The following is a 23,652-nucleotide window of genomic DNA, read 5'->3' as shown; positions in this document are numbered from 1 at the left end:
TTCCTAAATTACATAGTTGTAATTACTTGGCTGCTGAGTTCCAAGCGGGGTGAACTTTAAATATTTTTATAAATTTGGTCAAGTATTTTTTAGCAATATTTAACTGTTATCGTTTATTTTTGATAGACTCGAGAAAAATACCTCGCGAAACGACAAAAACAATGAAAAAAAGTATCTGTATACTTGCTTTGCTACTTGCAGGGTGTGCAAGTAATGAAGCGCCTCCTTATGAAATAAATAACAAGCAGTTTTATGAGAACGTGGATGAGCAAGGTAACAAAATATTTGCTTATGTTGTATCGGTAAAGGCTGAGCATCGCAGTAACATAAACTTAAATAACGGCGGGCGAGGCGAAAAAAGACCGAGCCGCTCTGATGTAAAACGTTACATAGAACAAGAACACTTCGAAGACTCTAGTGTGTTAAAACTTAAGCTTGAGGATGAAGCCGTCAGGTTTTTAAACGAAACCCTCAGTGAAAATAACTATTGTGAAAATAAACACGAAATTACACAAGTGCTATGGCGTGACTTAAGTGTGCAGCTAAGAGGGCGTTGTTTGTAGTATGTTGGCCGATAAAGCAAAGCTTGCGCAGTTGTTAGCGCAATTAGGTATAAATTACGATGTAATAGAACACCCTGCGTTACATACCAGTTTAGATGCTGATGCATTTATGGTGGAGCGCCCAGGTACGCGACTTAAAAACTTGTTTTTGCGTGATAACGAGGGCAAAAAACACTTTTTAGTAATTACCGCACACGACAAACAGCTCGATTTAAAAACCCTATCTAAGCAACAGGGACTTTCTCGGTTGGGGTTTGCCTCTAGCGAGCGGTTAGCACGTTATTTAAAAGTGGCGCCCGGGTGTGTGTCTATGCTTGCTTTAGCAAACGATAAACAAAGCAATGTTACTTTGTGGCTTGATCAAGATATTTGGTTTAACGAGCTGTTTCATTGTCACCCGTTTGAAAACACCCAAACTTGGCTGCTTACAAAAAATGACTTAAACACCTTTTTTGAGCATACAGGGCATCAGCCTCGGGTAATGTTTTTACCTTCTCGATAGCCTAATGTTACTAAGACTAAACCAATAAAACACACACTCAGTAAGCAAAGCATAAATGCAGTTTGCCCTGAGTGTTGATAAACAATACCTGGCAATAACGAGCCCAACGCCCCGCCACTATAATAAAACGATACATACCCGCCATTTGTTACACTTGCAGGCGCTTTGCTAATCTTGTTAACAAGTGGAGCAGCGCTTGAGTGTATAACAAACATAGCAGCACAAAATAACGTAAACGCGATTAAAAACACACTCAGTTGCTGGCTTATAAGTAATACAATGCTTAAGTTATACACGATAAAAACCGCAGCAAGTAAATGCCAAGCTGAAGGCACTTTTTTAGCAAGCCAAGGTGTTGCAATAGATGCTAAAGCACCGATTAAGTAGCCGCTGTACACTAAGCCAATATCGCGTGTGTTTGTAATTAAAAAGGTGTTTTGCAAAATAAATGGTAGGTAATTTAATAAGGCTGCAAAGCAAAAAAACATACAAAAAACGGCACAATACAATTTTAGTACTGCCGCATCTTTTAGCTGCTTAATATACGTTAACGGCGTAAGTGCTGACTGATTAGATACCACAAAGCCCGTGGGCTTTATACTTATAGCCAGGCCAATAAGCACAATCGAAATAACATAATAAAAACTTTGCCAATACCATAAATCACTAAATAAAGCGGCTAATACTCGGCCAAAGTAGCCGCCAGCTATGGTACTGCCTATGTATAAGGTCATATTTTTTTGTAAGGCATCTGCGCTGTAACGTATACCAATAAAGCTTGTCATCGCGGTAAGCGCGGCAGGTAAGGTTAAGCCTTGTATAAAACGCACCAAAAGTAATAGCTCAAAACTTGGCGCTACTGTAAACAGTATGCAGCTCACTCCTAAAATAAACATAGCAATACGTAAAATAATAAACGGGTTTTGCTTGGCTAAAAATAGCCCATAAACCAAAGGTGCAATTGCTAAAGGCAGCATGGTTACGCTCATTAAGCTGCCAGCAAGCGTAGGGGAGACGTTAAATTCGCTAGCAAATAAGCTCAATAAAGGCTGAGGTGCGTACAGCACAAAAAATATAAACACCGAGCAAATAAGTAAATGAGCAAAACGCATTGTAAGGCTTAAAACGTAAGCTGATAATTTAGCCAAAGTATATGAAAAATGGCTTATATTTCATAGGTTAAATCATTAACAATTGCGCTAAATCAAAGTGTATATTCAGCCCTTTGCTAGATTAATGCTAATAGCACTGTTATTTGTACTCGTTGGTGATTAAAATAAACCTAATATAAGTTTTTAGTGGAACAAAGCCATGGGTTCATTACAAGACCAATTGCTGCAAGCAGGGTTAACAACATCGCACAAAGCTAAAGTTGCTAAGTCAGAAAAACGTAAGCAACAAAAAAAGCAAAAAAAAGGGGCTACCAGTAACCCAAGCGATCTGCAAAAGCACATACAGCAAACTAAATTAGAGCAGCAAAAAAAGGCTGAAGAACTTAACCAGTCGCGCCAAGAAGAGCTTAAGCAACGTGAGCAAGTTGCTCGTGTTAAGCAAATACTTGAGCACCATAACCAAGACTCTATCCGCGGTGAGCGTACCTTTAATTTTACCTACGATAACAAAGTAAAAGGGATAGACGTAAACGAGAAAACCCAAAAAGCGTTATCGGGTGGTCGTTTAGCTATTTGTGTACTGGAAGGGCAGTTTTACGTACTCGATGATGAGCCGGCGCGTAAAGTCGCAGAAGTTGATGAAAAGTACATTGTTTTTCATGTTGAACCTGAAAACAAACCAAAAGATGAAGACGACCCATATGCAGACTTTGAAGTACCAGATGATTTAGTATGGTAAGTGTCTGTTCAGTATTGTTTGCTAAAGTTAACAACAATGGCTGAAAACGTAGTCATGTTTGTTTGATCGCCTAACGTAAATTGATACGTATGCTTTTTACTAGATTGTTTACTACAATCAATAGACTATTTTCTAACCGTCAAAAAGAAGAGTGAATATAATGAGCAAGATGAAAGCACTAATAGTAGGCGCGGGTATTAGTTTAGCCGCAAGTTTTTCGTTTAACGCCGCCGCTGCTGATGGCGAAGCCCTTTACACCCAAAAAATGTGTCAAACATGTCACGGTGCAGAAGGTAAGGCACCTATTATGGGCGCATACCCTAAAATTAATGGTCAAAACAAAGACTATTTAGTGGCCCAAATGAAAGATATTAAATCGGGCGCGCGTAGCAATGGTATGACTGCCGCAATGAAAGCAATGGTTGCAACGGTAACGGACGAAGAGTTTGAAGCAATTGCTGACTACCTTTCAAAGGTAAAATAAAGCACCGCGTTTAAAAACGTATTATCGTTTTAAATTAAAGCGCAGCGTAAACAGCCACACAATTGTGTGGCTGTTTTGTTTGTGTTTGCTATAAAATTAATACTGCTTTAGACTTCTAAACATCTATTCGTACTTGAGTTGTTGTACGTATTTTAAAAGGCTGATTATGATTGATTTACCCCAACTAGATTTAAAAAATAAAGTGTCGGAGCAAGAGTGGCAATTGCGCGTAGATTTAGCTGCTTGCTACCGATTAGTAGAGCATTTTCGTTGGGGGGATTTAATATACACGCATTTATCGGCACGTTTACCTGGCACTGATCACTACCTTGTAAATGCGTTTGGCTTAACGTTTGACGAAGTAACTGCATCAAACCTAGTAAAGGTTGATTTGCACGGCAATATTATTGACGACACCCCCTTTAGCATTAACCCGGCAGGTTTTACTATTCATAGCGCAATTCACGAAGTGCGTGAAGATGCTCATTGCGTTATTCACTTACATACAAAAGAAACCATTGCCGTTGCTACACAAAAAAATGGCCTATTGCCACTAAGCCAATACTCTATGTTTTCGCTCCCTTCGCTGTCGTACCATGGCTATGAAGGGCTGGCTGTAAATGATGACGAGCGCAAAGTATTACAAGATGATTTAGGCAATACCAATCATATGCTATTGGTAAATCATGGTGGCTTAACCGTAGGCCCAACCGTAGGCGATGCCTTTATGCGTTTTTATGACTTGCAACGTGCCTGCGAAATTCAGCTTGCATTACAAGCCAGCTCACAAGAGGTTATTCCGGTGCCGCAGCCAATTATCGACAATATTTATAACCAAGCTAATGTGGTACATAGCGGCAGCACAGGTGGGCAATTAGCGTGGCCTGCCATGTTACGAAAAGCGTACCGACTTGATCCCAGTTTTGCACAATAGCCTGCGTGGCTAATAAGGAATTTTAATGAAAGTAAATCGCGTAGAAGTATTTGATATTCATTGCCCAGAGCGTCCAGCCTGGACGCCGGTTTTTGTACGTATTCATACCGATGAAGGTATTAGTGGTGTAGGTGAGGCTGGTTTGGCTTACGATTTAGGCCACAGCGCAGCAGCAGCAATGATAAAAGAAATGGCTGATGCTTTTTTAATTGGGCACGACCCATTTCAAACCGAAAAGTTATGGTCGCGTATGTTACGCGAAAGCTTTTGGGGTTTAGGTGGCGGCCCTGTTGTTTATGCAGCAATGAGCGCCATAGACACAGCACTTTGGGATATAAAAGGTAAAGCACTTGGTTTACCGGTATACCAATTACTGGGCGGCAAAGTAAACGATAAGCTACGTACTTATGCATCGCAGCTACAGTTTGATTGGGACAGCGAATTTAAAGCGTTAGTACAACCGCAAGAATACGCAGAAGCGGCGTTAAAAGCGATTGGCGAAGGTTATGATGCAGTAAAAGTTGACCCTATCCAATACGATAAAGACGGCAATACGTATTACGACCGTACTAAAATAATTTCTCGCGCTGAAATGAAGCTATACCGTGCTCGTATGCAAGCTATACGTGAAGCAGTTGGCGATGAAGTGGATATTATTTTTGAATGCCACAGCTTACCTGGCGCGACCTCTGCTATACAAATTGGTGAAATAGCCGAAGAGTTTGATTGCATGTACTACGAGGAGCCAGTTAACTACTTAAACCATTCTTTACATGCAAAAGTAGCAGATAAAGTGGCAGTGCCAATTGCAGGCGGTGAGCGTTTATACAACCGCTGGGGTGTGCGTCCTTATTTAGAAGATCAAAGCATTGATGTACTACAACCCGATATCGGTTTATGTGGTGGCTTTACTGAAACTAAAAAAGTATGTGACTACGCCGATATTTTTGATGTGCGTATTCAGGCGCATGTATGTGGTGGGCCAGTTGCAACAGCTGCATCGCTTCATTTAGAAACCGCTATTCCTAACTTTTTGATTCATGAGCATCATACATATGCCATTAAAAAGTGGAACCGAGAGCTGTGCTTACAAGATCCACAACCAAAAAATGGCTTTTTTGAAGTATCAGAAGAGCCAGGCTTAGGCATTGAATTAAATGATGAGATTGTTATGCGCTCGCAACGTGTAGAAATTAAATAATTTAAGCTTTATTTAAAGAGCGTTATTTAAATACTATTGTTTAAAGTAAAAGCCGGTAAGTGATAGCTCACTTACCGGCTTTTTTATAGCTGTGTTTCTCTAATACCGATGAGCAATACCATTTGAATAGTTAGTGGGTTTAATTGGCAAGATTAATTGTACACGTAACGCCTTTTATCTCAGCGGTGGCTTTACTATCAAGGTGGCGTATATAGCAGCGATTATTGTTTATCATTAACTCAAATTGATCGGGAAAGTTAAGCTGTTGATTGGCTGTTATATCGCTACGGTTTGTGTTTTTAAGAGTAAAGGTACTGGTGTGAATAAAGATATCGTCAGCAAGCGTTACGTTTTTTATATGCATTAAGCGCTCTATAACACGCTCTACCGCTTGGCTATTTGGCTGGGTAAGTAAGGCATGATGCAGCTTAGGAGTAGGCTGCGTGTTAGATGCGCAACCACTTAAAATAGTTAAAATGCCAAGGGCTGATATTTGCGAATGTAATGTCATAATCATTGCCGCATTTACGTAAGTGGTTAAATTTAATATAGCTTATCTAGGGTATGTTATAAAAATGCTTAGCATTTGCGTAGCTAAGGTTGTGCCATATTTTATTTGTTTTACACAAAGCTTGATGGCTATGCCAAACATCATTATAGCTTGCGTTAATTTGGCAAACCGGAAAGTTACTCGCAAACATAATGCGCTGCTCACCAAAGTACGAGAACATAGTTTCAAAACAATCTTGTTGCTGTTGTAAATTCAACGCTAAAAGCTCAAAACCTGAAAACTTAATCGCTATATTATTGTGCGCACTTAGCATGCGAATGCTTTGCTGCCAGTTATTAATATTATTAGGTAGGCCGCTATGGTTTATTATTATTTTTAGCTGAGGCAGCGCCTTAGCGTAACGAGCAAGCTGAGCGGCTATTGCAGTATTTTCAAGCTCAAACTGGGCTTCATAATGCAGCCCTTGCTGGCAAAGGGTTTGCAAATTACTAAAGCACACTGGGTTTAATAATCGCTGTGCGTTTGCGCCTTCGGTGATATCCCGTATGCCTATTAAATGGGGGTGGGCAAGGGCGTTTATTGCTTTTGCAAATTGCACTGGTGCGCAATCTAACTGAGCGTAACTAATGGCTTTAAAGGGAAGCTTTTTTAAATGCGCCGTTAGCCAATTAAGTTCGTTAATGGGGGCGTTGTTATCAAAACCAGCCTCTACATGTACTATGCCGGCGAGGGTAAAGTCGCTGCTCTCTAGTAGCTCTTTTTCGCTAATAGGTTGTTTTATTAACTCTAAATTTGGCCATGCTGGTGGGTTTTCGCCTTGCAGCCAAGTATATTGCCCCTCGGCAAGGTTAAAAAAATGCACGTGGGGGTCAATAATTTTCAGGCTCATCGGCATGTGCTCATTGTGTGGTATATCCGCCATCAATATTTTGTAGGCTACCGGTTATAAAGCTTGCATCATCACTTGCTAAAAAGCTAACTAACGCGGCAACTTCATCAGCTTGTCCTAAGCGGTTTAGCGGTTGAAGGCTTGCTTCTTCTGCCATTATATCAGCCTTGTTAGCCCCACTTTTTTTACAATAAGCATCTATCGCGTTGTGAAATAGAGGGGTTTCTATTGTCCCTGGGCAAACCGCATTCGCGCGAATATTAAATTGGGCGTAATCAAGTGCTGTAGTTTTTGCCATAGAAGCAAGAGCATGTTTTGTCAGGTTGTAGGCAAACGAGTTAGGCTTACCAATTATTGCCTGATCTGAGGCTATTAAAATAATAGCGCCATTGTTTTGCGCTTTCATGCTGGGTAGTACACTTTGTACAGCCGCATAGGCCCCTTTAACGTTCAATGCAAATAATGCATCGAAAGTATGCTCATCGGTATCCTCAATACTAGCACTGAGGTGTTTACCGGCGTTAGAAACAAGTACATCTATGCGTGGGCTTTGTTTACAAATGGCCGTAATACAGGCTTTTACAGCACTAACATTACTCACATCGCATTGGTGAAAAACCCCCAGCTCGCTGTACTCAATATCCAAATTGTGCACCGTGTAGCCATTTTCAATAAAGCGTTTTACAACCGCTAATCCAATGCCTTTTGTACCGCCTGTAACAATAGCAACCTTAGACATACTTGCTCCTAATTTAAGGTGTGTGATTAGTGAGAGTGACCACAGCCGCCTTCAGCGTGAACATGGCCATGCGAAATCTCTTCACTGGTTGCTTCACGAACCGATACCACTTCTAAATCAAACGTTAGCGTTTTGCCTGCAAACGGGTGGTTTAAATCGCAATCTGCATTAAAGCGGCCTACTTTAACTAATGTTACCTGGTGTTGTCCTTGGTTTGAGTGCACCATCGCAGTCATACCTGGTTTCCACACTTTTACGTCACCTTGAAGGTGTTTAAGCGGAATACGCTGAATTAAATCGTCAACGCGCTCACCGTATGACTCGCTTGGCTCAAGTGTTACGCTAAACTTATCGCCTGCGGCTTTGCCTTCAAGGGCTTTTTCTAAGCCAGGAAGCATGCCTTCGCTGCCATGAATATAGCTAAGAGGCGCGTGGTTTACACTGCTTTCTAGTTGCTCGCCCGCTTCGCTTAATGTGTAATGAAATTCAACTGCTGAATTTTTGCTAATTTGCATGCTTGTCTCTTTAAGTTTTTGACTAAGTTAAAAGCCGATTTTACGCGAAATACCGAGCTTTATAAACTCAGCGTGGTTGAATAAGTGATTTTTGTAGATCTTGCAGTAAATCTTGTTTTTGTTGCGGCTGTTTGGGTTTTTCTGCCTGGGGAATAAATAGCGTTAATTGCGTGCCAGGCTTTAAAATGCTTGAGGCACTTAAGTTGTTCCATTTAGCTAAATCACTGTGCGGCACTTCGTAAAGCTGACTAATGCTCCACAAGCTATCGCCTTGTTTTACTTCATAGTCTATTTCAATGGTGGGGATCACGACTTCTTGTGGCTCTAAATAAGGACTAATTTGATAATCTATAGTGAGCGATTTGGGGAGCGTTTTAGGCTGTCCAACCAGCAGCTTTTCACCTATGCCTATCATATTATTTTGTTTGCCATTGAGCTGCTTTAACGCGCTTACTGACATGCTGAAGCGTCTTGCAATGCTGTATAGCGTATCATTTTTTTTAACGATGTATTCGCCTGCAAAATTAGACTTAAAAAACTGACTTTTTAACAGTGCCTCTTGGCCGATAGGTAAAAGCAATGAGTGGGGGCCATTAGGTGAGCTTTGATTTTTTAAATAGCCTTGGTTAAGCGCGTGCAACTGTTTTGAGCCAACCCCAGAGAGCTTAGCGATGACCGAAAAATCAAACTGTTGGCCCACATTCATTTGCGTTGTTATTGGTTTATTAGCCAGTTTAGGACGCTTAAAGCCTTTTTGCGGGTGTTTAACTAAGTAGCTTAGCGCTAACAGTTTAGGTACGTAGTCGGCCGTTTCTTTTGGCAGCTTTAGGGAAAAGTAATCGGTACTTTTGCCACGTTTTTTATTTCGCTCAATGGCTCGTTTAACACGCCCCTCACCACTATTATAAGCCGCTAGGGCGTGTAGCCAGTCGCCATCAAAGCGTTTGTGTAAATAGCTGAGGTATTCAAGTGCGGCATCGGTGGAGGCAAGTACATCTTGTCGGCCGTCATACCACTGATCGGATTTAATGCCAAAATGATGCGCTGTGGCGGCCACTAACTGCCAAACACCTACTGCTTGCTGCGATGAGGCAATGGTGGGTCTAAAATCACTTTCTACAAAGGGCAGTAAAGCCAGCTCCATAGGCAGGCGCTTTTGCTCAATTTTTTTTACGATATGATACAAATAAGGCGCGGCGCGTTTATTTACAGTGGGTAAATAGTTAGGTTGTTTTAAATACCAGTTAATACGCTTTTTTAAGGCGCGATTTTGATACACCGTAAAATGTAGATTGTTGGCAATATGCACCCATAGGTTTTTAGCTTTGGCGGGGCGCTTTTTTACAATTGTTTTTTTTGCCTTTACCGGCGGCGCAGTATTGGCTTGCTGTAATTGTTTTGGCTGTATAGGCTCAAGCTCTATTTGGTTTTCGTAGCTTGGCTCAAAGTGAGTAAAAATTTGTGGTGCGTCTGTTTCGGGTTGTGTTTGTGTGCTGTTACAGCCATACAAAAAAATCATTACACAATTTACAAGCAATCCACGCATCTTCATCTCTTATCTACAATCCTTTATTTTATAACACTACTGCGCGTGCTCAATTAACTGGGCGCGCTTAAGCCCAGCCTGTAAAAATAACTGGCTCGACTTTGTATTTAACGCTTCTTGTTTATATGGTGCTAAAACATCTGCAGGGAAACTCTCAGTAAGTTGCTCAAGCGTTTGTTTTTTATTGTTTTTCACATGGGTTATTAAATTTGTTAAAAACAATAAAGGCTGCTTAAGTTGCGCTTTTTCAAGCGCCCCGCCGTGGCCGGGAAGTATTGTACGCAAATTAGGCTGATTAATATAGCGTTTGAGCAAGGCTTGCCAATTTTGTAACTGGCCGTGGCCTGGGTAGGGTAGCCAGTCAACAATATCGCCGCCTATTAGCAGCGTGCCATTATTGGTACTAAGTGTTAAATCGCCGTTTGTGTGGGCTTTTTCGGGTGTTATTTGTACCGCAAAGCTACCTAAATCAATACTTTGTTGCTCGCTGATTACGGTGCTAGGTGATTTTAAGTTATAGGTTTTCCAACGTAAAAAACGTTGTTTAGCTAAAGAGAGCTTTTCGCGCCACTGTGCTTGCTGTTGCTCGGGCAATGTGGCTAAGCGCTGATAGCTCAGCTCTATACTTTTTTCATAGCCTGCTAACTTATCATCGTAAGCCTTCTGGTATGTGGCAAAATTATCGGCTACCTGTTTATGCACTATTAGCTGCGCTTTTGGGAAGGCATTTTGTAATACGGCCATGCCGAGTAAATGGTCGTCATGAAAGTGGGTCGCAACTAAATAACAGAGCGGGGTTTTAAGGTGTTTTTTTAACTGTTTTGCCAGTGCTTCAACGGCTGCAAAGTTTCCGCTTGCATCAACCATGAGTGCGCATTGCTCGCCCTCTATGAGCACTTGGTTGGAATCGTAAAAACGTAATTTATCTTGTTGTTTTAAAAATTGCACATTCTCGTTTATTTGCTGCCAAGTAACCGCTGCCTTACTAGAGTGAGAAAATAGGCTAAGGGTAATAAAAAGGGCGGGGATTACAGTTACTAAAAGGGGTTTTAATGTCATTGTGTGTCTCTGCGCAGCATTTATTTACCCTCATAATAAACAAAAAGCGCACGGGGCGCTTTTTATTTTTTTATTGGGTCACTCGCCAAGCATTGGCTGAGTTTATCAATGAGTTGATCTTGCTGCTGTTGCTCTACACTGGCATGCGTTTTAGCTTCTAGCAACTCATGGCTAAGTGTAAGTGCTGCTAAAAGTATCGCCTGTTGTTCGTTGCGAACTGATGAGCGTTGCTTTGTTTGCTCAACCAAGTCATTTAAATTTTGTGCTGCTGCTATTAATGCATCTTCTTGCCCAACCGGGCATGCAAACTGCTGCTCTTTACCTAGCAACTCAACTGTGACCCGCTGGTTTTGCAGCTCAGACATTAGCTTGCCTGTTGTGCGCTTTGTAGTTTATCAAGTAAGCCTGTTAACGTAGAGCTGGCATCTTTTTGCTTTTCTTCGTTTTCAAGGGCTTCTAGTTGTAAAATTTCGTTTTCGTCACTTAGTTTTGCATTTTGCTCTTTTAAGCTAGCAACATCTGCTTGTAATTGGTTGTTGCGCTCGATAAGCGAGTCAATCAGTTGTTCGAGTTGTTGAAGAGTTGTGTTGTTCATAAAGGCGCTCATATAACTGTAATTAATGTCATGCAAATGTAAAGCAAAGTGTGTTGTTTTGCCAGCATTTACGGTGGTTTTAGCACAATTTTATTGTTTATTAAGTGATAATTCAGGGTGGCGGCTTTTTTGTTCATAAATGGTTCACTTAACTGCTCGCAAAGCGGTGTATAGGTTGCCAAAATACAGAGCTTATGGTTCACTGCCGATATTAAATTGCGTATAGCGAAAATTAACAATGCTTAGTTACAGACACTCTTTTCATGCAGGTAACCCTGCCGATGTGCTTAAACATTTAGTACTTGCACAGGTACTTCAATATCAAACTATTAAAGATAAACCCCTCGATTATATTGATACCCACTCAGGTGCGGGATTTTTTGAGTTAAGTTCATCTGATGCCCAAAAAACACAAGAATACAAAGAGGGCATTGCTAAGCTTTGGCAACATAGCAGTAAACACGAGGCGCTAAACGATTATATTGCATTAATTAAATCGTTTAATGATGGGGATGAACTGGCGTTTTACCCCGGTTCGCCAAAAATTGCTGAGCATTACTTACGTCGTCAAGACAAAGGCTGGTTTTTTGAATTACACCCGCGCGATTTGCAGTTACTTGAGCAAAACATGCAAGGTAAGCGCTCTATTCGCGTACGTGGCGAAAACGGTTTTGCCGGATTAATAGGGCTACTTCCGCCAGCTTCGCGCCGTGCATGTGTGCTTATTGACCCACCTTATGAAATAAAAGACGATTACGATACTGTAGTAAGCACACTAGTTAAGGCGCACCAGCGCTTTGCAACCGGCACATATATGATTTGGTACCCCGTTGTTGATAGAGAGCGAATCAATACAATGGAGCAAGGGCTGATTGAGTCGGGAATGCGAAATATTCAATTATTTGAGTTAGGCACGCAAGCGGATACTGACGTACACGGTATGACGGCATCAGGCATGATTGTTATTAACCCACCGTGGAAATTAAAACAAACTATGGACAGCATATTACCTGAATTAGTTGAGCTTTTAAGTGAGCCTAGCGGGTTTTATAGAAGCGAGCAGTTAGTCGACGAATAACTGCCTGCCATTATGTAAAGTAAAAGCCCAGCTGGGCTTTTATTTAATTAAAATAAACCGCATTAAAGGTGGCAAGCGTGTTGCCATTGTTATCTTTTAATTCTAAAGACTCGCCTTCTATAGCCCACTTTTGCGTGTTATTGAGCATGTTTAACATAGCCGCTTCTTGCTCCATGCTTTGTGAGCACATTTTTTTTGTACTTGCCAATTGGCTAAACGAAATTGAATGTTGCTCTGTGCTATAGCTACCACTGACGTTATTACACCCTAAAAAGCCGTTAACGCGGTTATCTTTATCAAATTGTATAAATGGCTCTTTTGTTCTTACACTGACTGTTTGCGCATTAATTGTAACGGCTTTCCAGTATGTATTTGTCAGGGTAACATCGCTTTTAGGTGAGGCGACTTTTTCAAGCTCAATTTCGTGAAGAATCCCCGAGTTTGCATTTTTAAAAGGGTCGTACTGCATTGTGCTGGTATAAAGAACCTTGTCTTTATTAATGATTCTAGCGGTGAGGTTATAGCGGTGTTTATCAACAATGTTGTTGTCATCATAAGCTAGCTCCACGGTATACGGCGGCGCTTTATTTATATCAATTACTTGTTGCGTAATTATTTCGGCTTTTACATCTGCTTTTGACACATCAGATAGCGTTACAATTAGTTGTGAGCCAGGGCGTGGCATACTGCGATCTTTATAGCTCACTTGCGTGGTTAAACCCATAACGCTTTTTTCTTGTACTGTGGATTGTGATTCGTTAGCTGGTTTTTCACAACCCGCTAATGTGAGTGTACTTAGGGCTAATAAACCTAAGCCAGTAAATGTACGTTTTTGAAACCTAAATTGCTGCTTTGCCATGCTTGCGCTCCTTATTCCTATATTGCTGGTAAGTGTAGGGGGGAGGAGCTTAATCATGGCTTAATTTTTTTAGCCACAAAAAAAGGCGCTAATGCGCCTTAATATAATGCTTTAGCGCTATTTTTTTACAAACTTTGTTAAAATAACAATACGTTGGCCGTCTACTCGCCCTTCAATATGTTCAGGGTTATTTGTTAAGCCTATATTGCGTACTGCTGTGCCGCGTTTGGCGGTCAAGCTACTACCTTTAACGTCTAAGTCTTTAATTAAAGTAACCGTATCGCCAGCTTGTAGCACTACGCCGTTACTGTCTACGTGTTTTATATCGTCATCTTCAGCAAGGGCTTTTTTGGCCCAAGCAAGGGTGTCTTCTTCTAGGTAAATCATGTCGAGCGCATCTTGTGCCCAGCCATTATCAACAGCTAAGCGCGTTAGCATTCTGTAAGCCACTACTTGTACGGCAGGTGTTTGGCTCCACATGCTGTCGTTTAAACAGTGCCAATGTGTTGGGGTAAGCTCGCTGTTGTTTTCTATTTGATCTTTACAGGTTTGGCAGGTGTAAATGCATTTGTCTGAATGGGTTTCAGTAACAGGAGGCACTTCGTAAACAGATAAGTGTTCGGTTGCGCTGCATAATTCACACTGGTTATTACTGCGCTCGATTAAGGCTTTTTCAATACTCATAAGGCGTTCTTATATAGGAAGAGGTTTACATTTGGCCGTATTATACCCTAGCAAAGGTAGGCGGCGATACTAATCCCTTAAATTTTGTGCGGGTATTGGGTTAATGTATTTATCTTCTATGCGTTTTATGTAACCACTGCTATGTAAGTGGGCAAGGACTTGGTTAATTTTAGGCAGTAACGCTTTGTGCTTAGCAAGTAAACGCACTCTTAAATAACCATGCGAATGCTGGGCGCCAAACTCAGTATTAATATTTAGTTGTTTAGACCAATACGCTGCGGTGTGAATGCCCATAATGGCAACATCAATACGCGCTTTAGATAATGCAATCATTAGCTCTTTTTCAGAGGGAAAATCGACGCGGTTAAATTTTGCATCATCATGGTAGTAGTAGCCAAGTACTGTACCGACCTCTTTAGAGTATAAACTTTGCTTAGTTTGATATTGCGCGACGTTATCAGGCAGCGCGACAATCATTTCGGTTGCGAGGATCAGCGGCTCTGAAAAAATATAGTAAGGGTTATCTCGCTCGCTATGCGCTAACCATTTTAAAGAAATTACATCAAAATCAATAAAGCCGTTTTCTAAATATTTGGTAATTCGCTTAGTGGGAAGCTCAACGTGATTGGCGGTAATATTTGCTTGCGCCATTAAAGCGGTGATTATTTCTGGCAAAATGCCGGGTTTTTCTGGGTTGTTGGTGTAAAAAGGGTAGTGACTACCTGACGCACTGACATTGTAATTTAGTTCTGGCTGGTTTTGCTGGGCATGAGCAAACGTAGCAAGATGCAAAATAAATATGGATAAAAACAACTTTAAAAAATACAAATACGTAACCTTTGCTAAACTTTTAACCTTGAGCGTTATGTAATTTAACTCAGCTTGTAATGATTCTAGAATCTTCATAGCAGTTGAATTACAGTGTATAACCTAATTGTAATAAACAACGTCAAATTAGATAGGCTTTTATTAAGTGAATCCCACAAATATTCTACAGAACGGGCAAAAGATAACACAGTTTGTTGCAAGGCAACCTATTTTTGATGCGCAGCAGAATGTGTTTGCTTATGAGCTGCTTTATCGCGATTCAGCCCATAATGCATTTCCTGTGGGAACATCTGATGAGCAAGCAACTAGCCGTTTGTTTTTTAATACGCTGATGATGCTAGGGCCAGACAAACTTACAGCGCATCATTTAGCGTTTATTAACCTTTCTTCAGCCACTATTTTAGAGAATTTTCCTAAATTGTTAGTGCCACAAAATTGTGTGTTAGAAATCGTTGAGCGTACGAACAAAATAGCTGAGGTAACTCAGCGCGTGAAAGCGCTCAAGCAAGAGGGATACAAGTTTGCCTTAGATGATTACGATGGCGACGATAAATGGGCGCCATTACTTGCGCATGTAGATTACATCAAAATTGAAATGGACGATGTAATAATTAAAACCAATATGCGCATAAAAAAAATTAAACGCGCTAATCCGCATGCAAAAATTATTGTTGAGCGCATAGAAACTCACGCGCAATTTCACTCGTTAAAACAAGCCGGTTGCGATTTATTTCAGGGTTATTTTTTTGCCCGCCCAGAGATGATCACTTACAAAGATGTGGAGCCGGGTAAGGTGATTGTGTTTGATTTACTGCGCTTTATGGCAAAAGAATCTTTATGCTTTGATGAAATACAAAAACAAGTAGCCAGAGATGTGGCAATTACAGCACGTGTATTGAAATTAGCGAACGCACGCTCGGGCAGTACTAAATTAACCATTACCTCTATTTCGCAAGCGGTTGTGTATTTAGGAGAGGACATCATAAGGCAACTGGTGCGGGTGCTGGCGCTGAGCGAATTAGGCGCCGATAAGCCCTCAGAACTCACAAAACTTGCCTTAACCAGAGCGCAGTTTATTGCGCTATTGCTAGGGCAAAACCACGCAGAAATGGTTGGACAGGGCTACTTGGTTGGGTTGTTTTCTGTGATGGATGCAATTTTAGATACAGACCTTGAAGCGATTGTTAAAGAGTTTTCGCTAGATGAAAGTATTGCCCAGGCATTATTAAACAATGAGGGCATTTTAGGGCAAAGCCTTGCGCTTATTAGGGCGTTTGAACTAGATGAAATGGATAAAATAGCGGTGTTAATGCCAGCAATAAACAGTGATTTGCATATAGGCCATATTTTTAATTATGTTCTTGATGCACTGTTGTATAGTGACGAAATTATTGAGGCTATTGCAGAATAAATATGCGTAATTGGTTATCTATTTTAAGTATTGTGGTTGCATTAGGGCTGTTATTTCCTGGTGTTACCAAACCTGTATTATCGATTGAGGGCAACATTGATAAATCGCAACTCGCCAAAGCCGGTATAGAAATGCTGGCTGAGGAAGGCGATGGCCGTACCCGCAGTATGTTAATGATGTTCTCTAGCATGTTGGGACTTGATAAATTAGAGGGTGAAATAAACGCGTATAGCAAAACACAAAGCATTTGGGGAACCGTAAACGAACTAGCTAATAATAATAATTTATTTGTAGCGGCGTTAGTTGGGTTGTTTTCTATTGTGATCCCAAGCTTAAAATTACTGCTGCAATTACTGTATTGCTGCTTGTCGGCCAGCGGATTTAAAAATAAGTTAGCTGTGGTTATTTGCGCACTGAGCAAGTGGAGCATGGTGGATGTGTTTGTTATTGCGTTAATAGTGACTTATTTGGCAGGCAATGCACATGGCCAAAGTAGCGATTTACTAATTATGCATAGCACTTTTGGTGAGGGATTTTGGTATTTTAGTGCTTATTGTATTTTTGCTATTTTAGCGAGTAGCTTAATTACATCACCTAAAAAAGAAAATTAATTATTTGAGTTAGCTCAATAACTCAAATATTATTACTGGGTAATTTACTTAATAGGCTTTGTTTTGCAGCGTTTTTACTCAAATTTACTCGTTGTTGTGATGCTACTCACGTTTGTGGGGCAAGCCGTTGCGTCTGTAAATCAGCAGTGCGAAATGCCACATATGAGCCTATCAGCAAAGCATGCCACACATGTAATGAGCGAGAGTAAATTGCATACAGGTATGATGGAAATGGATTGCTGCAGTGATGAAGCAGATGTTCAAAATGATTGTCATTGCCCAATAAATGGCTGTGGAAGCAGCTCTATTTTAACGTCCCCGGCCTTATTTCCTGCTTTTTCGTTATCGAGTGAAAAAGTTACCCAGCTTAATAGCGGTATTTCCTCCCCCCCTAGTAATACCTTATATCGCCCTCCTATGTTTGCTTAAACGCAGGATAGGTGTGATACCAATCGACTTGATTATTTAGTCATTTAGCGTGCCAAATAAAGCGTTAACAGCGTTATAAACCTCTCATGTAGAACAACTACATGCCGATATTTATGCCTTGTTATCACTCTATTTAACTGTCGCTATACATAACGACTAATTTAACACCATTGGTATGAGTGAAATTTAGCTATATTCGCTTAAAGCGCCTGTTCTGCTTGTTAATTTAAGATTTTATTTTTAATTTTAGATGGAGCAGGCAATGACCCGCACTGTAATTTTTAAAGCTGTATTACTGAGCGCCACCTTATTTGGTGCTGTATTTAATAGTGATGCTATAGCAAAAGCATCAACCCTTAATTTAACGGATGCCATAAACCTAGCGCTCAATAACGAGCCGTGGCTGATCGCCAGTGAGCAAAAGCAAGCCGCCGCCACTGCGCAAAGTATTGCTGCAGGTACTCTACCAGACCCCGTATTAAGCATAGGTTTGCAAAGCGTACCCGTAGATGGCTTTGCGTTTGATCAAGAAAACATGACGCAGTTAAAGCTGGGTATAAGCCAAAGCTTTAGCCGTGGTAATAGCTTGGCTCTTAGCCAACAAGCAATAAAAGAAGAAGCACTTGAGCACCCGTGGCTTAGGGCGCAGCGAAAGGCGCAAGTAAAAGCTAGGGTAATGGAGCTGTGGTTAAATGCCTACAGAGCACAGCAAAGTATTGCGTTAATTGAACAAGATAAAGCATTGTTTAGCCAGTTAATTGAAGTTACTGAAGCCAGTTACTCCAGTAGTTTAGGTAAAACCCGTCAGCAAGATATTATTCGCTCACAATTGGAGCTCACACGCCTTGAAGATAAACTGATTGTATTAGCGCAGCAGCTAGATGCCGCTAAACAAGGGTTAGCCCAGTGGTTACCACAGAGCGTATTACGCCAACCATTAAGCCTAACTTTTACAGCGCCAGCCCCGCTTACCCAATTTAATAGCTTAGACTTTGATGAGCTCATTAAGTTACTTATGGCGCATCCCTCTATGGTGGCTATAGATCAACGTATAGCCGCTAAACGCACACAAGTGAGCCTTGCTAAACAAAGTTATAAGCCACAACTTGGCGTAAATATGGGTTATGGCTACCGCGCTGATAACCAAGCTGGTGAATCGCGTGCTGATTTGCTTTCGGTGGGGGTGAGTATTGATTTACCTTTATTTACCGATAACAGGCAAGATCAGCAAGTTAATGCGGCTATTGCTAATGCAGAGGCCATAAAAACCGACAAACGCGTGGCGCTACAAAGCTTAAAAGGACAGTACTTTAAAGAGGTTAGTCAACTTGAGCGAATTGAGCAGCGCAATACGCTTTATCAAAACACATTATTACCGCAAATGTCGCAGCAAGCTCAGGCTACTTTAAACGCGTATACCCGTGACGATGGCGACTTTTCTGATGTTATGCGCGCGCGTATTAGTGAGCTAAACGCCAAAATAGATGCCCTTAATATTCAAATAGACAAACACATAATTATTGCTCGCTTAAATTATTACGCAGCCAGTTTAGACTCGCTAGTAATGGCTGAGCTACAAGGATAAAACAATGAAAACTAACTTAAAATACCTTGTAGCGCTGCTTATTGGTGCCACGTTAATGTTTATTGCTAATCGCTGGTTGATTGATGACACTGAGCACTTAGCCACAACCGCTGATAATAAAAAAGCGAAGCCGCTGTATTGGGTTGCGCCAATGGACAGTAACTATAGGCGCGATGAACCAGGGCTATCGCCAATGGGGATGGAGCTGGTGCCTGTATATGCAAACGCTGAAAACGACAGCCCAGGTACTATAAAAATATCACCTGAAGTGGTTAACAACTTAGGCGTTAAAACCAGTAAAGTGCAACTGAAAACACTGCAAAGTGATATTCAAACAATCGGTTATGTGCAATACAATCAAGATCAGTTAACTCATATTCACCCCCGCGTAGAAGGGTGGATAGAAACCCTATTTGTAAAAGCGCAAGGGGAGCCCGTTAGTGCTGGTGAGCCACTTTACACACTTTACTCTCCTCAACTTGTGAACGCACAAGAAGAATTTTTACTCGCAGTAAATAGAAAAAACAGCGTATTGATCCGGGCTGCTAAAGCGCGTTTAGAGTCGCTAAATGTGTCTGATGGCTTTATTGAGCGCTTAGAAAAAAATAAAAAAGTGATGCAAAACATTACATTTTACGCGCGTCAAAGTGGCGTGCTTGATGAGCTTAATATACGTGAAGGTTTTTATGTTAAGCCCGGCACCTCAATGATGAGCATCGCTAAATTAGATCAAGTATGGGTAGAGGCAGAAGTATTTGAGCGCCAAGCAGCTTTAGTGAGCAAAGGGCTTCCCGTTACAATGACCCTTGATTACATTCAAGGTAAGCAGTGGCAGGGCGTAGTAGATTACATTTACCCAGCGCTAAATGCTCAAAATCGTACTTTACGTGTAAGGCTGCGTTTTGAAAATACCGCAGGGCTACTTAAGCCTGATATGTTTGCCCAAGTAAGTATTCACACACACAGTGACTCACCGCAATTAGTTATACCTAAGCAAGCGCTTATTCGTACAGGTGCACAAAACCGAGTAGTACTTGCCCTAGGCGATGGGCGTTTTAAATCGGTGGCGGTAAAAGTAGGGCAAATTAGCCAACATGAGGTGGCTATTTTATCGGGCATTACGAAAGAAGACCGTGTTGTGACTGCTGCGCAGTTTTTAATAGACTCTGAATCGAGTAAAGACTCGGACTTTAAGCGTATGAGTGCACCGAGCACTCATGCCATGAGCGACATGCCTAACATGGAAATGGACAAGGCTGAAGCGGTTCAAACAGCTACAGTAATGGGAACCATAAATAATATAAACGCAGCGCAGCGGGTTATTAATATTAGCAGAGAGGCTATTGCTAAATGGAACAGAGGCCCTGCTACTATGGACTTTATACTTGCTAAAGAGCTTGATATTAGTGCGCTTTCACCTGATCAGCAGGTTCATTTTACATTTAGCATTATTGAGGGCGAATTTGTAATAAGCAAAATTGCTGAGCACCCTACTGACGAAGGCGCAGCTCATCATTCAATGCATGGGGAGTCATTATGATAGCTGCTGTTATTCGCTGGTCGGTTGTTAATCGTTTTCTCGTCTTGTTACTGAGTATTATTGTATTTGGCGCGGGTATTTACAGTGTAAAACAGACACCCGTTGATGCGCTTCCGGATTTATCGGACGTACAGGTAATTGTTAAAACCAGCTACCCAGGCCAAGCGCCCCAAGTAGTGCAAGACCAAGTTACCTTCCCGCTCACCACGGCAATGCTGTCTGTGCCTGGCGCTAAAACGGTGCGTGGTTTTTCATTTTTTGGCGACTCGTATGTGTATATTATTTTTGATGAAAATACCGATATTTACTGGGCCCGTAGCCGCGTACAAGAGTATTTAAGTCAGGTAGAAAGCCGCTTGCCGGCAAGTGCAAAGGCACAACTTGGGCCCGATGCCACAGGAGTGGGGTGGGTTTATTTATATGCATTAGTCGATAAAACAAATCAGCTCAATATAAGCCAGCTTCGTAGCTTGCAAGATTGGTTTTTAAAATTTGAACTGCAAAGCGTTGAAGGTGTATCTGAGGTAGCCGCTGTAGGTGGCATGATAAAGCAGTACCAAGTGGTTGTAGACCCCGTTAAGTTACGTGCTTATGGCCTTCCTCTTAGTTTGATACAAACTGCAATTAGCCAAGGTAATCAAGAAACTGGCGCCTCAGTAATCGAAATGGCTGAAGCCGAATACATGGTAACCAGCACAGGTTATATTAAAAGTGTCGCCAACTTAGAAGCCATTCCATTAGGAATTAACGCCCAAGGAAGTGCATTACAATTACGAGATGTAGCGGATGTGCGCTTAGGTCCTCAAATGCGACGAGGCATTGCAGAGCTAAATGGCGAAGGCGAGGTTGCGGGTGGCATTGTGGTGATGCGTTATGGCGAAAACGCCCAAGAAACGATTTCTCGGGTAAAAGCAAAACTTGAGTCTTTAAAACAAGGGTTACCCGAAGGGGTTGAAATAATTCCGGTTTATGACCGCTCCACGTTAATAAAAAGCGCGGTCGATAACCTAAGTAGTAAATTGTTTGAAGAGCTCATTATTGTAGCCTTAGTGTGCGTGGTATTTTTATTTCATGTGCGCTCATCGCTGGTGGCTATTATTACCTTGCCTATGGGTATATTAATGGCTTTTATTGTGATGTATTGGCAAGGCGTAAACGCTAATATTATGTCGTTAGGCGGGATTGCTATTGCTATTGGCGCTATGACAGATGGTGCTATCGTAATGATAGAAAACATGCATAAACACATGGAAAAAACGCCACTGACCAAGCAAAACCGCTGGCAAATAGTGACTAAATCGGCCACCGAGGTAGGCCCTGCATTATTTTTTAGCTTGCTCATTATTACTGTAAGTTTTATGCCTGTATTTATTTTAGAGGCGCAAGAAGGGCGCATGTTTGCCCCGCTTGCTTATACAAAAACGTATGCGATGGCAGCCTCTGCCGGCTTAGCTATAACCTTAGTACCGGTGTTAATGGGCTACTTTATTCGGGGTAAGGTCATTTCTGAGCACAAAAATCCTGTTAATAGAGCTTTGGTTGCAGGGTATAAACCGCTTTTAGCCACCGTACTTAAATTTCCAAAAAGTACGTTATTTATTGCATTTATAGTGACGGTTATAGGCTTTTATCCGGTAAACAAAATAGGCAGTGAGTTTATTCCTTTGCTAGATGAAGGCGACTTAATGTATATGCCTACAACTTACCCTGGGCTCTCTATTGGCGAAGCGCGAAAAATTTTACAGCAAACGGATAAGCTCATAGCCTCTGTGCCTGAAGTAAAAACTGTATTTGGTAAAATAGGGCGCGCCGATACCGCAACCGACCCCGCACCGCTGACAATGATTGAAACCTTTATTCAATTTAAGCCTAAATCACAGTGGCGAGAGGGCATGACGAAGCAAAAAATTAAAGCCGAGCTGGAAAGCTTAGTTACATTACCGGGCCTTACAAATGCGTGGGTTATGCCAATAAAAACGCGAATTGATATGCTTGCCACCGGTATTAAAACGCCTGTAGGTATTAAAATCGCGGGCCCAAGCCTGTTAGAAATTCAAAACATTGGGCAGCAAATTGAGCAATTGTTAAAAGACGTGCCCGGCACAGCCTCAGTGTATTCAGAGCGTGTAGCCACAGGGCGTTATATTAAAGTGGATATAAACCGTGAAAAAGCAGCACGGTATAATCTAAATATAGCCGACATACAACAGGTTGTGGCCACTGCAATTGGCGGCTCAAACGTGACTGAAACAATTGAAGGGCAACAGCGTTACCCGGTAAATTTACGCTACCCGCAGAGCTTTCGTGCTTCGCCTGAAGATTTAAAATTATTACCTATTATTACACCTTCAGGCCAACATATTGCACTTGGCGATGTTGCTAATGTATTTATTGAAGATGGCCCTACCGGTATTAAAAGCGAAAACGCGCGTTTAAATGGATGGAGCTTAATTGATATTAAAGGCAGTGATATTGGCAGCTATGTAGCACAAGCTCAGCAAGTACTTGGCGATAACCTACAATTACCCGCTGGTTATTCAATTACTTGGGCAGGGCAGTACGAATACATGCAACGCGCAAAAGCAAAGCTTACTTATGTGATCCCGCTTACACTCGCGATTATTGTAATACTGCTATACCTTAATTTTAAATGCCTAAGCGAAGTACTTATTATTATTGCCACCCTTCCTTTGGCTATGGTAGGCGGCATTTGGCTAATGTACTTTGAAGCGTTTAACTTTTCGGTGGCAGTGGGTGTAGGGTTTATTGCATTGGCCGGTGTTGCGGTAGAAATAGGCGTCATAATGCTTGTATATTTAAACCAAGCTTATACAGAGCAGCGCCAGCAGTGCGAGCAAACTGAAACTGCATTTAACTTACAAGCGTTACAACACGCTATTATGCAAGGTGCAGGGCTAAGAGTGCGCCCCGTAATGATGACGGTGGCTACCATTATTGCTGGCTTATTACCCGTTTTATACGGCACCGGCACCGGTAGCGAAGTGATGAGTAGAATAGCTGCGCCGATGGTAGGCGGGATGCTAAGCGCAATTATACTTACGTTATTGGTTATACCTGCGGTGTATTTACTGTGGAAAAAGCAGCATATTAGTCAATAGGTGTTGTTCTTTGTGAGTTAAAATTTGCTGAATGTAATGGTGGTTAAATCGCGGTGTACGGTTTTTACCCTTGTGAGCTTGATAGCTGCCCCTAATTCAGCAGGCTCTAATAGCACACT

General features: G+C 41.5%; 25 protein-coding genes. 13 read left to right on the top strand and 12 right to left on the bottom strand.

Annotated elements, in window-relative coordinates:
- The first annotated feature begins 161 nt into the window (after positions 1 to 161).
- Both PAT01_RS07115 and PAT01_RS07110 read left to right on the top strand, forming a co-directional pair.
- Positions 162 to 563 (top strand): putative periplasmic lipoprotein, encoded by a 402-nt coding sequence (locus PAT01_RS07115; protein ID WP_024031465.1) that lies wholly within the window; start codon positions 162 to 164, stop codon positions 561 to 563.
- A 1-nt stretch (position 564) separates the two neighbouring features.
- On the top strand, positions 565 to 1,065 hold the full coding sequence (locus PAT01_RS07110) for a prolyl-tRNA synthetase associated domain-containing protein (protein WP_096042387.1): 501 nt from the start codon (positions 565 to 567) through the stop codon (positions 1,063 to 1,065).
- On the opposite strand, the gene PAT01_RS07105 is transcribed toward PAT01_RS07110, so the two are convergent.
- Positions 1,032 to 2,177, bottom strand: coding sequence for an MFS transporter (locus PAT01_RS07105; RefSeq protein ID WP_154945225.1), 1,146 nt, complete (start codon positions 2,175 to 2,177; stop codon positions 1,032 to 1,034). The two genes, PAT01_RS07110 and PAT01_RS07105, sit on opposite strands and share 34 nt — an antisense overlap.
- 199 nt (positions 2,178 to 2,376) lie before the next feature.
- On the opposite strand from PAT01_RS07105, the gene PAT01_RS07100 reads away from it, so the two are divergent.
- The 4 genes from PAT01_RS07100 (at position 2,377) to PAT01_RS07085 (ending at position 5,535) form a co-directional block, all read left to right on the top strand.
- Positions 2,377 to 2,916 carry a DUF2058 domain-containing protein gene (locus PAT01_RS07100; protein WP_004587650.1) on the top strand — a complete coding sequence of 180 codons (540 nt, stop codon included), beginning with the start codon at positions 2,377 to 2,379 and terminating at the stop codon, positions 2,914 to 2,916.
- Between the two features lie 160 nt (positions 2,917 to 3,076).
- Entirely contained in the window at positions 3,077 to 3,400 is a 324-nt protein-coding gene (locus PAT01_RS07095) for a c-type cytochrome (protein ID WP_004587649.1), read from the top strand.
- A gap of 166 nt (positions 3,401 to 3,566) precedes the next feature.
- Positions 3,567 to 4,334, top strand: coding sequence for a class II aldolase/adducin family protein (locus tag PAT01_RS07090; RefSeq protein ID WP_024031462.1), 768 nt, complete (start codon positions 3,567 to 3,569; stop codon positions 4,332 to 4,334).
- A gap of 25 nt (positions 4,335 to 4,359) precedes the next feature.
- Entirely contained in the window at positions 4,360 to 5,535 is a 1,176-nt protein-coding gene (locus PAT01_RS07085; protein WP_054983246.1) for a mandelate racemase/muconate lactonizing enzyme family protein, read from the top strand.
- Positions 5,536 to 5,674: 139 nt separating this feature from the next.
- Here PAT01_RS07085 and PAT01_RS07080 read toward each other — a convergent pair whose 3' ends face one another.
- The 8 genes from PAT01_RS07080 to zapB all read right to left on the bottom strand — a co-directional run bounded on the left by PAT01_RS07080 (position 5,675) and on the right by zapB (position 11,389).
- Positions 5,675 to 6,046: a hypothetical protein gene (locus tag PAT01_RS07080; RefSeq protein WP_154945224.1), complete on the bottom strand. Its 372-nt coding sequence runs from the start codon at positions 6,044 to 6,046 to the stop codon at positions 5,675 to 5,677.
- Between the two features lie 46 nt (positions 6,047 to 6,092).
- The gene (locus PAT01_RS07075) at positions 6,093 to 6,935 is read right to left on the bottom strand and encodes an amidohydrolase family protein (RefSeq protein WP_154945223.1); all 843 of its coding nucleotides are present in this window, start codon (positions 6,933 to 6,935) and stop codon (positions 6,093 to 6,095) included.
- Positions 6,936 to 6,945: 10 nt separating this feature from the next.
- Positions 6,946 to 7,674 (bottom strand): SDR family NAD(P)-dependent oxidoreductase, encoded by a 729-nt coding sequence (locus PAT01_RS07070; protein ID WP_154945222.1) that lies wholly within the window; start codon positions 7,672 to 7,674, stop codon positions 6,946 to 6,948.
- 26 nt (positions 7,675 to 7,700) lie between these two features.
- Positions 7,701 to 8,189 (bottom strand): FKBP-type peptidyl-prolyl cis-trans isomerase, encoded by a 489-nt coding sequence (locus PAT01_RS07065; RefSeq protein WP_024031457.1) that lies wholly within the window; start codon positions 8,187 to 8,189, stop codon positions 7,701 to 7,703.
- A gap of 67 nt (positions 8,190 to 8,256) precedes the next feature.
- Positions 8,257 to 9,735 carry a LysM peptidoglycan-binding domain-containing protein gene (locus PAT01_RS07060; RefSeq protein WP_154945221.1) on the bottom strand — a complete coding sequence of 493 codons (1,479 nt, stop codon included), beginning with the start codon at positions 9,733 to 9,735 and terminating at the stop codon, positions 8,257 to 8,259.
- Between the two features lie 36 nt (positions 9,736 to 9,771).
- A complete protein-coding gene (locus PAT01_RS07055) occupies positions 9,772 to 10,794 on the bottom strand; it encodes an MBL fold metallo-hydrolase (protein WP_154945220.1) in 1,023 nt (340 codons plus the stop codon).
- Between the two features lie 62 nt (positions 10,795 to 10,856).
- The gene (locus PAT01_RS07050) at positions 10,857 to 11,159 is read right to left on the bottom strand and encodes a cell division protein ZapA (protein ID WP_004587640.1); all 303 of its coding nucleotides are present in this window, start codon (positions 11,157 to 11,159) and stop codon (positions 10,857 to 10,859) included.
- Entirely contained in the window at positions 11,159 to 11,389 is a 231-nt protein-coding gene (gene zapB / locus PAT01_RS07045) for a cell division protein ZapB (protein WP_154945219.1), read from the bottom strand. The genes PAT01_RS07050 and zapB overlap by 1 nt, the downstream gene beginning before the upstream one ends.
- A gap of 238 nt (positions 11,390 to 11,627) precedes the next feature.
- On the opposite strand from zapB, the gene PAT01_RS07040 reads away from it, so the two are divergent.
- Positions 11,628 to 12,467 (top strand): 23S rRNA (adenine(2030)-N(6))-methyltransferase RlmJ, encoded by an 840-nt coding sequence (locus PAT01_RS07040; RefSeq protein ID WP_055252599.1) that lies wholly within the window; start codon positions 11,628 to 11,630, stop codon positions 12,465 to 12,467.
- Between the two features lie 43 nt (positions 12,468 to 12,510).
- Here the strand turns inward: PAT01_RS07040 and PAT01_RS07035 are convergent, their stop codons facing one another.
- The 3 genes from PAT01_RS07035 to PAT01_RS07025 all read right to left on the bottom strand — a co-directional run bounded on the left by PAT01_RS07035 (position 12,511) and on the right by PAT01_RS07025 (position 14,838).
- On the bottom strand, positions 12,511 to 13,326 hold the full coding sequence (locus PAT01_RS07035) for an META domain-containing protein (RefSeq protein ID WP_154945218.1): 816 nt from the start codon (positions 13,324 to 13,326) through the stop codon (positions 12,511 to 12,513).
- A 117-nt stretch (positions 13,327 to 13,443) separates the two neighbouring features.
- A complete protein-coding gene (locus PAT01_RS07030; RefSeq protein ID WP_004587636.1) occupies positions 13,444 to 14,010 on the bottom strand; it encodes a PhnA domain-containing protein in 567 nt (188 codons plus the stop codon).
- Between the two features lie 69 nt (positions 14,011 to 14,079).
- A complete protein-coding gene (locus PAT01_RS07025) occupies positions 14,080 to 14,838 on the bottom strand; it encodes a substrate-binding periplasmic protein (RefSeq protein ID WP_186807274.1) in 759 nt (252 codons plus the stop codon).
- A gap of 145 nt (positions 14,839 to 14,983) precedes the next feature.
- On the opposite strand from PAT01_RS07025, the gene PAT01_RS07020 reads away from it, so the two are divergent.
- The 6 genes from PAT01_RS07020 (at position 14,984) to PAT01_RS06995 (ending at position 23,533) form a co-directional block, all read left to right on the top strand.
- Entirely contained in the window at positions 14,984 to 16,249 is a 1,266-nt protein-coding gene (locus PAT01_RS07020) for an EAL and HDOD domain-containing protein (RefSeq protein ID WP_154945216.1), read from the top strand.
- A 2-nt stretch (positions 16,250 to 16,251) separates the two neighbouring features.
- The gene (locus PAT01_RS07015) at positions 16,252 to 16,860 is read left to right on the top strand and encodes a paraquat-inducible protein A (protein WP_154945215.1); all 609 of its coding nucleotides are present in this window, start codon (positions 16,252 to 16,254) and stop codon (positions 16,858 to 16,860) included.
- A 63-nt stretch (positions 16,861 to 16,923) separates the two neighbouring features.
- Positions 16,924 to 17,289 (top strand): hypothetical protein, encoded by a 366-nt coding sequence (locus tag PAT01_RS07010; RefSeq protein ID WP_318299742.1) that lies wholly within the window; start codon positions 16,924 to 16,926, stop codon positions 17,287 to 17,289.
- Between the two features lie 262 nt (positions 17,290 to 17,551).
- The gene (locus PAT01_RS07005) at positions 17,552 to 18,874 is read left to right on the top strand and encodes a TolC family protein (RefSeq protein WP_154945214.1); all 1,323 of its coding nucleotides are present in this window, start codon (positions 17,552 to 17,554) and stop codon (positions 18,872 to 18,874) included.
- 4 nt (positions 18,875 to 18,878) lie between these two features.
- Positions 18,879 to 20,414, top strand: coding sequence for an efflux RND transporter periplasmic adaptor subunit (locus PAT01_RS07000; RefSeq protein ID WP_154945213.1), 1,536 nt, complete (start codon positions 18,879 to 18,881; stop codon positions 20,412 to 20,414).
- Positions 20,411 to 23,533, top strand: coding sequence for an efflux RND transporter permease subunit (locus tag PAT01_RS06995; protein WP_154945212.1), 3,123 nt, complete (start codon positions 20,411 to 20,413; stop codon positions 23,531 to 23,533). The genes PAT01_RS07000 and PAT01_RS06995 overlap by 4 nt, the downstream gene beginning before the upstream one ends.
- The last annotated feature ends 119 nt before the right edge of the window (positions 23,534 to 23,652 follow it).

It is taken from the genome of Pseudoalteromonas atlantica (genome assembly GCA_007988745.1).
GTDB classification, from domain to species: domain Bacteria; phylum Pseudomonadota; class Gammaproteobacteria; order Enterobacterales; family Alteromonadaceae; genus Pseudoalteromonas; species Pseudoalteromonas atlantica.
The sequence above is the reverse complement of the archived record's forward strand: the minus strand, read 5'-3'. Positions and strand labels throughout refer to the sequence as shown.

Coding starts and splice junctions, on each gene's coding strand:
- PAT01_RS07040 (WP_055252599.1), top strand. CDS start 11,628: ATGCTTAGTTACAGACACTCTTTTCATGCAGGTAACCCTGCCGATGTG.
- PAT01_RS07050 (WP_004587640.1), bottom strand. CDS start 11,159: ATGTCTGAGCTGCAAAACCAGCGGGTCACAGTTGAGTTGCTAGGTAAA.
- PAT01_RS07030 (WP_004587636.1), bottom strand. CDS start 14,010: ATGAGTATTGAAAAAGCCTTAATCGAGCGCAGTAATAACCAGTGTGAA.
- PAT01_RS07100 (WP_004587650.1), top strand. CDS start 2,377: ATGGGTTCATTACAAGACCAATTGCTGCAAGCAGGGTTAACAACATCG.
- PAT01_RS07090 (WP_024031462.1), top strand. CDS start 3,567: ATGATTGATTTACCCCAACTAGATTTAAAAAATAAAGTGTCGGAGCAA.
- PAT01_RS07060 (WP_154945221.1), bottom strand. CDS start 9,735: ATGCGTGGATTGCTTGTAAATTGTGTAATGATTTTTTTGTATGGCTGT.
- PAT01_RS07005 (WP_154945214.1), top strand. CDS start 17,552: ATGACCCGCACTGTAATTTTTAAAGCTGTATTACTGAGCGCCACCTTA.
- PAT01_RS07070 (WP_154945222.1), bottom strand. CDS start 7,674: ATGTCTAAGGTTGCTATTGTTACAGGCGGTACAAAAGGCATTGGATTA.
- PAT01_RS07095 (WP_004587649.1), top strand. CDS start 3,077: ATGAGCAAGATGAAAGCACTAATAGTAGGCGCGGGTATTAGTTTAGCC.
- PAT01_RS07015 (WP_154945215.1), top strand. CDS start 16,252: ATGCGTAATTGGTTATCTATTTTAAGTATTGTGGTTGCATTAGGGCTG.
- PAT01_RS07000 (WP_154945213.1), top strand. CDS start 18,879: ATGAAAACTAACTTAAAATACCTTGTAGCGCTGCTTATTGGTGCCACG.
- PAT01_RS07115 (WP_024031465.1), top strand. CDS start 162: ATGAAAAAAAGTATCTGTATACTTGCTTTGCTACTTGCAGGGTGTGCA.
- zapB (WP_154945219.1), bottom strand. CDS start 11,389: ATGAACAACACAACTCTTCAACAACTCGAACAACTGATTGACTCGCTT.
- PAT01_RS07035 (WP_154945218.1), bottom strand. CDS start 13,326: ATGGCAAAGCAGCAATTTAGGTTTCAAAAACGTACATTTACTGGCTTA.
- PAT01_RS07110 (WP_096042387.1), top strand. CDS start 565: ATGTTGGCCGATAAAGCAAAGCTTGCGCAGTTGTTAGCGCAATTAGGT.
- PAT01_RS07055 (WP_154945220.1), bottom strand. CDS start 10,794: ATGACATTAAAACCCCTTTTAGTAACTGTAATCCCCGCCCTTTTTATT.
- PAT01_RS07105 (WP_154945225.1), bottom strand. CDS start 2,177: ATGCGTTTTGCTCATTTACTTATTTGCTCGGTGTTTATATTTTTTGTG.
- PAT01_RS07075 (WP_154945223.1), bottom strand. CDS start 6,935: ATGAGCCTGAAAATTATTGACCCCCACGTGCATTTTTTTAACCTTGCC.
- PAT01_RS07065 (WP_024031457.1), bottom strand. CDS start 8,189: ATGCAAATTAGCAAAAATTCAGCAGTTGAATTTCATTACACATTAAGC.
- PAT01_RS07080 (WP_154945224.1), bottom strand. CDS start 6,046: ATGACATTACATTCGCAAATATCAGCCCTTGGCATTTTAACTATTTTA.
- PAT01_RS07085 (WP_054983246.1), top strand. CDS start 4,360: ATGAAAGTAAATCGCGTAGAAGTATTTGATATTCATTGCCCAGAGCGT.
- PAT01_RS06995 (WP_154945212.1), top strand. CDS start 20,411: ATGATAGCTGCTGTTATTCGCTGGTCGGTTGTTAATCGTTTTCTCGTC.